General features: G+C 28.0%; 12 protein-coding genes. All 12 read right to left on the reverse strand.

Translation table 11 applies throughout. The features are described 5' to 3' along the window. Positions 1-62 precede the first annotated feature (62 nt). Positions 63-572 carry a SpoIIIAH-like family protein gene (locus tag CLCHR_RS09760; RefSeq protein WP_079439526.1) on the reverse strand — a complete coding sequence of 170 codons (510 nt, stop codon included), beginning with the start codon at positions 570-572 and terminating at the stop codon, positions 63-65. Positions 573-611: 39 nt separating this feature from the next. Beyond that, the gene (spoIIIAG, locus tag CLCHR_RS09765) at positions 612-1,229 is read right to left on the reverse strand and encodes a stage III sporulation protein AG (protein WP_079439527.1); all 618 of its coding nucleotides are present in this window, start codon (positions 1,227-1,229) and stop codon (positions 612-614) included. Positions 1,230-1,241: 12 nt separating this feature from the next. Next, entirely contained in the window at positions 1,242-1,847 is a 606-nt protein-coding gene (gene spoIIIAF, locus CLCHR_RS09770; protein WP_079439528.1) for a stage III sporulation protein AF, read from the reverse strand. 7 nt (positions 1,848-1,854) lie between these two features. Beyond that, complete coding sequence (spoIIIAE, locus tag CLCHR_RS09775; protein WP_079439529.1) at positions 1,855-3,141, reverse strand: stage III sporulation protein AE; 1,287 nt, start codon at positions 3,139-3,141, stop codon at positions 1,855-1,857. A 9-nt stretch (positions 3,142-3,150) separates the two neighbouring features. Then, the gene (gene spoIIIAD, locus CLCHR_RS09780; protein WP_079439530.1) at positions 3,151-3,534 is read right to left on the reverse strand and encodes a stage III sporulation protein AD; all 384 of its coding nucleotides are present in this window, start codon (positions 3,532-3,534) and stop codon (positions 3,151-3,153) included. Between the two features lie 11 nt (positions 3,535-3,545). Then, entirely contained in the window at positions 3,546-3,743 is a 198-nt protein-coding gene (gene spoIIIAC / locus CLCHR_RS09785) for a stage III sporulation protein AC (protein WP_079439531.1), read from the reverse strand. A 56-nt stretch (positions 3,744-3,799) separates the two neighbouring features. Then, a complete protein-coding gene (spoIIIAB, locus tag CLCHR_RS09790) occupies positions 3,800-4,318 on the reverse strand; it encodes a stage III sporulation protein SpoIIIAB (protein WP_079439532.1) in 519 nt (172 codons plus the stop codon). Next, positions 4,306-5,226, reverse strand: coding sequence for a stage III sporulation protein AA (gene spoIIIAA, locus CLCHR_RS09795; RefSeq protein ID WP_079439533.1), 921 nt, complete (start codon positions 5,224-5,226; stop codon positions 4,306-4,308). Before spoIIIAA ends, spoIIIAB begins: the two co-directional genes overlap by 13 nt. Before the next feature lie 260 nt (positions 5,227-5,486). Continuing rightward, entirely contained in the window at positions 5,487-5,855 is a 369-nt protein-coding gene (locus CLCHR_RS09800) for a CD1247 N-terminal domain-containing protein (protein ID WP_079439534.1), read from the reverse strand. Between the two features lie 93 nt (positions 5,856-5,948). Next, a complete protein-coding gene (gene efp, locus CLCHR_RS09805; RefSeq protein ID WP_079439535.1) occupies positions 5,949-6,506 on the reverse strand; it encodes an elongation factor P in 558 nt (185 codons plus the stop codon). 165 nt (positions 6,507-6,671) lie between these two features. After that, positions 6,672-7,040: a hypothetical protein gene (locus CLCHR_RS09810; RefSeq protein ID WP_079439536.1), complete on the reverse strand. Its 369-nt coding sequence runs from the start codon at positions 7,038-7,040 to the stop codon at positions 6,672-6,674. Beyond that, positions 7,033-7,317: hypothetical protein (locus tag CLCHR_RS24750; protein ID WP_169896782.1), on the reverse strand; the 285-nt coding region annotated here is incomplete at its 5' end. The genes CLCHR_RS24750 and CLCHR_RS09810, both read right to left, overlap by 8 nt.

The following is a 7,317-nucleotide window of genomic DNA, read 5'->3' on the forward strand; positions in this document are numbered from 1 at the left end:
CTAATCTTGTGTTTATTATATCAAATATAATTTAACATTACAAATATAATATGGCTTTTATGTTATTTTTCCACTTGTATTATTACATCTTTTATTTTTGATACATTTTGAACTATTTCTTGAATAGCTACAGTTTCACTTTCTTGTAAACTATTTTGTGACTTAACAATTACTGTTGCCTTATTTCCTTGTAACATACATAAAGCATCTTCATATCCTTTATTTTTAATACTTAGTTCTATTCTGCCTTCATTATCTTTCGCAATTGTTTTTTGAGTTAATTCTTTTGTAGCTTCATCCTTCTTTTCCTTTGATATATTTGCATCTGAAATGATTGAATTTAAAGTTTGAATTGTTACTGAATCTTGTTGCTCTCTTTCACTTCTAGATTGATAGAAATAATTTTGTTGATTTAATGCCTCAGTATCTTGTTCGTTTTTATCTGCTGATAAGACTTGACTTAAATCTGTTGGATCATTTAATCCCCCATTGTTAAGTTTTGCTGCTAGCATCCCTACACATAATATTAATGCTAATAATGTAAATATAATCCCACATTGTTTCTTTGTCATAATAATCTTCCTCCCATTCTTTTTCTATAAAATTATATGCTACTTACTCATGCTATATACATTAACCTTATCTAAACTTAAGTTATATAATTTAGATACCGCTTGTTCAATTTCATATTTTATTTTGCTATTTTCAGCTCCTTCTGCAAGTATTATTACTCCAATAACTTTAGGCCTATATGTCTTTAATATAAATGGTTCATTATTACCATCTGTAGTCGACATAACAATTTTGGATGTATCTGTATCTTGATTATTTATTCTTTTTCCTCCTTCATTATCGGTTTCTTCTGTGGTTGATTTCTGAGTATTCTTATCATATGCTGGAACCTTTTCTTCTCCATTTTCAAAAGACATCATTACTTCAACGTCACCAACTCCATTCATTTTTTTTAATATATTTTTTAAATCCGTCTTTTGTTTTTCTTCATAATCCTTTGCCTCTACCTGATTGACAGTTGTAGCCTTATCAACATTTTCTTGACTCGTTGTAGTTTGTGATAGCTTGGTACTGACTAAACTTTTACCGCTGCTTGGTGATAAAACATTCATGGCAAGTAGAATAAATGCTAAAACCAAGCATACAGCCATTAAATTCTTTAATGGTTTTTGACCTAATATTTTATTGAGCTCGTTTTTTAGCTTATCTTTATCCATAATTTATACCTCCTATTCATCTAATTGATACACTTCGATTTTTTCCTTTGGAATATCTAACTCATTACTTAAGTAATCTTTTACTTCACTGTACTCTTCATCATCTTCATTCATATTTACATTAACATCTTTGTTTATTACTATCTTTTTTATCTTTTTGACCCTACTGTCGTTTACACCTATCTTTAGCTTTTTAACATTTAAAGTTACGTCAGTAAAATTAATATCACAATCAACTTCACTTTTAAAATTCATATCTTTAAATTTGCTTTTGAGTAAATTATCACAATTTTTATTGAAATTATTTATAAATGCTTTTTTTCTGTTATCACCCATATTTTGATTATTATTAATTTCATCTGAGTTATTTACTTCAAGATTATTCTCATTTTTTGAAAATACCTCCTCATATTTTTTAATGCTTTCTAAAACTGATTTATCTCCATTGGATACAAATTGTAGTATTGGATTTAAAATTACAGTTATTAGTATTAATCCTAGGACAAATCTAATATATTTTTTCATTTTATTACTGGGCGATATAAGCTCCACCGCACTTATAAAGATAAGAACAGTCACTAATGTTGTAACAATACTTTTTAGATTTTCTATAAACATAATTTTTTTATCCTCCAACTATAAACCTTCCAGAAGATGCCATTATACCAATTAATATAAAAAACATTAAAGTCACAGTTAAAACACATGACATAATAAGTACCATAGAAGTTCCAGCCGCCTCTAATGATTTAGTTATTCTTGGGTCGCTTATCGGTTCAACTATTGCTGCGGATAATTTATATATGAAAGTAATTAATACAAGCTTAATAAGCGGATGAATGAGTATCAATATTATTACAACCAATCCTATAGAGCTTATTGCATTTTTTATTATTAATGAATATCCTGCAACAGATGCAATTGCATCTGAAAAGGCTTTTCCAACTATAGGAATAAAATTATCCACTGCAAATTTTGCTGTCTTTAGTGTGACTGCATCTATAGTTGTCGATGTAATCCCACGAATAGTTAAAAGACCTATAAAAATTGTAACTATTATCCCTTGAAACCATATGGTAACTTGTTTAAACAACTTACACAAATTAGTTATTTTATGTTCAGACGATATATTGTTTGCAAATTCTAGAACAAATCCCATTAGTATCATTGGAATTATAATATTTGAATATAGCTTTGGTATAAACACAACTGCTCCAAGAACAATTGGATCTAATGTAGTAGCCTGTGTAATTCCCCCAGCAAGAGTAATCATAGTTACTAATACCGGCAAAAGAGCGCTCATAAAATCCGAAATGTTTGCTATTACATCTTTCGCAACCGAAATTGATATTATGAAACTCTTTGATAATACTATTATTATTAAAGCATAACAGGCGTAAAAGGCGACTTGGGATATACTCTCATCTGAAAATGCATCTTGAAGATTTTTCAAAAGTGAACATATTATTGCTATTGTAACTATAGACACCACAAGTTTTAAAACACTTTTTACCTCTTTAAATATCATGCTTATTACTGCATTTAAAAGAGCATCAATTGAAAGATTTCCCTTTCCCTCTTTTAGATATGCTTTAATATATTCAACTGGATCTAATTTATCCATTAACTCCACATCGGTTTTCATTTTACTAATATATTCATATAAAGAATCTATTTCTTTTTTAGCACTCCCACCTAATTCATCTATACTTAATTTATCTTCCGTATGTTGATCCCTTGATTCATTATTAATATTTATTTTTCCAATTGCTCCCTCATTATTTTTATCTTGATTCTCTATTGCATAAACCTTATCAAATAATAAGTTTCTACAACTTGGAACTATAGTAATTAATAAATTAAATACTAGACTCATTGTTAATACTAAAGTAACTCTTTTTATCATCTTCATACTAAACACCTACATTATTTGCAATATTGAATTTAATACTGCCATAAGTATTGGAATAGCTAGCACTAAAATCATTATTTTGCCTGATAGATCAATTTGCGCTGCCAAGCTATCGGCATTCGCATCCTTACATAAAGCACTTGAGAAAGATGCTATATAAGCAATTGCTAGAATTTTTAATACTATTCCAATGTAAATTGTATCAATATTTGCTCTCTCTGTAATATCTCTAATAAAATCAATCACTTCTTTTAATGGCTCTATCATAATTAATAGGATTAAAGTTCCTGCAGCTAAACCTATAAACGTAGGCAGACTTGAATTAAGATGGCGAAATATCAAAATCAAGAATAATGCAATGAAGGCCAATCCTACAATTTTAATTATTAACATAACTAAAGCACCTACATTATAAACATTGTTTTCACAGTACTAAATAAATCTCCAATAATCGAAACTATCATAAGAAGAATTATTACTACTCCTGCAATATTAGTGATAGCAGCTATTTCACCTTTCCCACTGCTTGTTAATACCTTGTCTAATACCACTAGAAGTATGCCAGCTCCACCAATTTTAAAAAGAATACTTATATCATGCATTCATCTTCCTCCAATCTATAAAAATACTATTTACATTCTTAAATTGTTTTCCATAACTAAATTAAAAAAATTATTATCATAGTTCCAAGGCATATTCCAAGATACCTATAAAGCTTTATATTTTTTTTAGCATTATCATCTGCATCATTTAAATTCATCTTTATCCCTTCAATTGCTAAAAAAAATATTTTTTCTTGTCCATAAACCCCTGACTCTCCAAGAGATTTAAAAAAATCTCCAATAATCTTTTTATCATCATCACATAAATAAAATTCATTTCGTAATACTTCAAATTCCTCTATAGCTCCTTCGTATACACTTTCAACATCACCTTTAGTAAGCCTATCACTTATTGCACTAATAAATTTATTCAAAGGTTCACTAACCTTGCAAGAAAGATTTCCTAATGCTTCTGGAAGCGGTGTCGTTCCATACACAATTTCATTTTCAAGAATTGTTAACGCTTTTAAAATCTCTTTAAGTTGATTTTGCCTTTTTCTAAACGTTTCTCCATATGCAAAGCCCAAATAAGTGCTTACAAGAAATATTAAAATTCCAAATATCAACTTAAGCACATATATTCACCTCCTTTTAGGCTATACACATTTTCTATAGTTCCAACACCATTTCTACTGCTTAAAATTATCACTCTTTCTAGAATATAATTATCAAGCAAATCACAAAAAACTTTTCTTTTGTATAGATCCTCAATTGTAAATCCATGAATCGTTGTTATTATATTAACTCCAGAATTAAAAGCCATCATGAGAGCTTCTATATCTCCTTTAGTTGCAATTTCATCACAAATTAAAACCTCTGGTGATAGACTTCTAATTGCCATGATAAGACCTTCCCTTTTTAAACAATTATCCAATACATCTGTTCTTATACCTAAATCACTCTGAGGAATACCAAAGTAACATGCTCCTATTTCACTTCTTTCATCAACTACAACTACTTTTTTCCCATATACCCCCAATGATGAGATTCCATTAGAAATATTTCTGGCGATATCTCTTAAAATTGTCGTTTTCCCACACTTAGGTGGTGAAATAATTATTGTGTTATATATTCTATGATTTGATGTTATATATTTCATAACTTTATCTGAACATCCTATAATTTCTCTACATATTCGTATGTTTACAGATGATATGTTTCGTATAGTCTTTACCTCTCCTTTTTCCATAACACATTCACCTGCTATTCCTATTCTATGTCCACCTTTTATAGTTATGAAGCCTTGACGTATATCTTCTTCATAAGCATATAATGAGTAATTTGATATCTTTTGCATTACACTTTTCATATCTTCTTTGGTTGGAATATAATTTATAATACTTTCTCCACTCTTTGAATAAACTAAAATTGGCTTTCCAACCTTTATTCTAAGTTCATAAATTTGTTCTTTATAAAGTCTATCCTTAAGTATATTGCTTATTTTAAGTGGAAAGATCCCTATGATCTCTTCTTCATCTTTCAAAACTCTCACTGCCTCCTCTATCGTTCTCTTATTTAATTAATATTTATCATGTAGCTGAAATATTACTGATAATTATAAAAATATGTAAAATAAAAAAGACTATCTTAAATTTAATTTAGGATAGTCTTTTTAAAAAATTAGTTATTCACAGCACTATATGTTAGGCTGATTATTGAGTATATACTCAGGAGATAAACTTTTTCTATTATTTTCAAGCTACAAATAACCTATTCACAATATTTTTATAAATAAATAATAAATTATTTTTCCTTAATGTTCTTATGACAATATGGACATGGAATTTCATCATTGTTGCTTAGTGTAGATTGCTCAATAAAAATTGGTTTACTACAATGAGAGCAATTTATCTCGGTATATTCATCTTCCATGTCATTTAATTCATCAATAGATAATTCTTCAAATAATTCATCTTGAATATTAGTTAAATCATCATCCATAAATCTAATATTTTCTTCAATTGTTTCTTGATTTATAGTTAATTCCTCTATCTTTTGATTCATAATTTCTAATACAGCGAACACATTACTAAAACATTCTTTATATTCGCCACTTTCTATTTTAGATAAATTATTCTTTAGATTTTCAATCTCTTTTCTAAGCTCTTCCATATCTCTTCACTTCCTTTTCTTTCTTTAAAAAATTATTGAATTTAAATATAAATAAAGTTGCTAAGCTTTATGCTTAGCAACCTATGTATTGTCCTAAACTCTTTCCATATAATCGCCAGTTCTAGTGTCTACTCTTATAACGTCACCTTCATTAACAAACATAGGAACATTTACTATTGCACCTGTTTCAAGTGTAGCTGGCTTCATTGCATTAGTTGTAGTATTTCCTTTAACACCTGGTTCAGATTCTGTGATTAATAATTCAACAAAGTTTGGAGCCTCTACTGAGAAAGCATCTCCTTTGAAGAATTTAATTGTTGCAAACATGTTTTCTTTTAAGAACTTTATTGCATCTTCAACTTTTTCATAATTTAAAGGAATTTGCTCATATGTTTCTTGATCCATGAAGTAATATAACTCTCCATCTGAATAAAGATATTGCATTTCCTTTCTTTCAATTACTGCTTCTTGTAATTTTGTAGTTGGGTTAAATGTTGTATCTGTAACTCCACCTGAAATTACATTTCTAAGTTTAGTTCTAACGAATGCTGCACCTTTTCCTGGTTTAACATGTAAAAATTCTACTACTGTAAATACTTGTCCATCCGATTCAAAAGTTGTTCCTTTTCTTATATCTCCTGCTGTTATCATTAAATATCCCTCCAAATTTATAAAAATAATTACACCGTAACTTATCTTCAAACATTAAGCAATTTCACTTAATCGTTGACATAACACTCATATTTTATCAAAAGACTATAATAATTGCAATTATTTCTGATTACTTTCCAGTAAATTTTATATTTTTCTTATGTATTATATGCTTTCTTTAGCACTAATTTCTAGTACAATATTGCATTTATCTTCTTTCTTACTTATCTCATAGTCACTAATATCATAATTTCTTAATTTTGATATATCATTCAATAACTCTTCTTTATTGCCACTTATTTTTATTTTTAAATACCATACGTTATCTCGTTTATTTGCAGCGATAATATCCTTTTCTTCTATACAACTTAATTCTTCATAAAGTTCATTTAAAGCCTTATGTTTTTGAGTATTATCTAGTGTATTATATACTTTAATATTCTTCTCATTTTTCTTTATATTTATACAATAAATTTGTACAAAAACTACAGCACCCAAAATAAATGCTACAATATTTTTTAATATTTTACTCATCAAGGCTTACTCCTAGCTTATATCTGTTATCGCTATTTAAGTTTATATCATTAATTCTAATCAGTTTATTAGAGCTTAATTTATTAATTTCATCAAAATTATCAACTAATATTTCCCCTTCATTCATTGTTATATATGCTTCTTTAATGTCACTCTCAATCACACACTCTATCCACGTATTAATATTATCTATACTAGTTATTTTCTGTTTTATATTTTTAGTCTCAACTATATTTGCGTTATTTTTTTTGTGAATATTCATCATACTTTCTGAAGT

Source organism: Clostridium chromiireducens (assembly GCF_002029255.1).
In the GTDB taxonomy this organism is placed as follows: Bacteria; Bacillota; Clostridia; order Clostridiales; family Clostridiaceae; genus Clostridium; species Clostridium chromiireducens.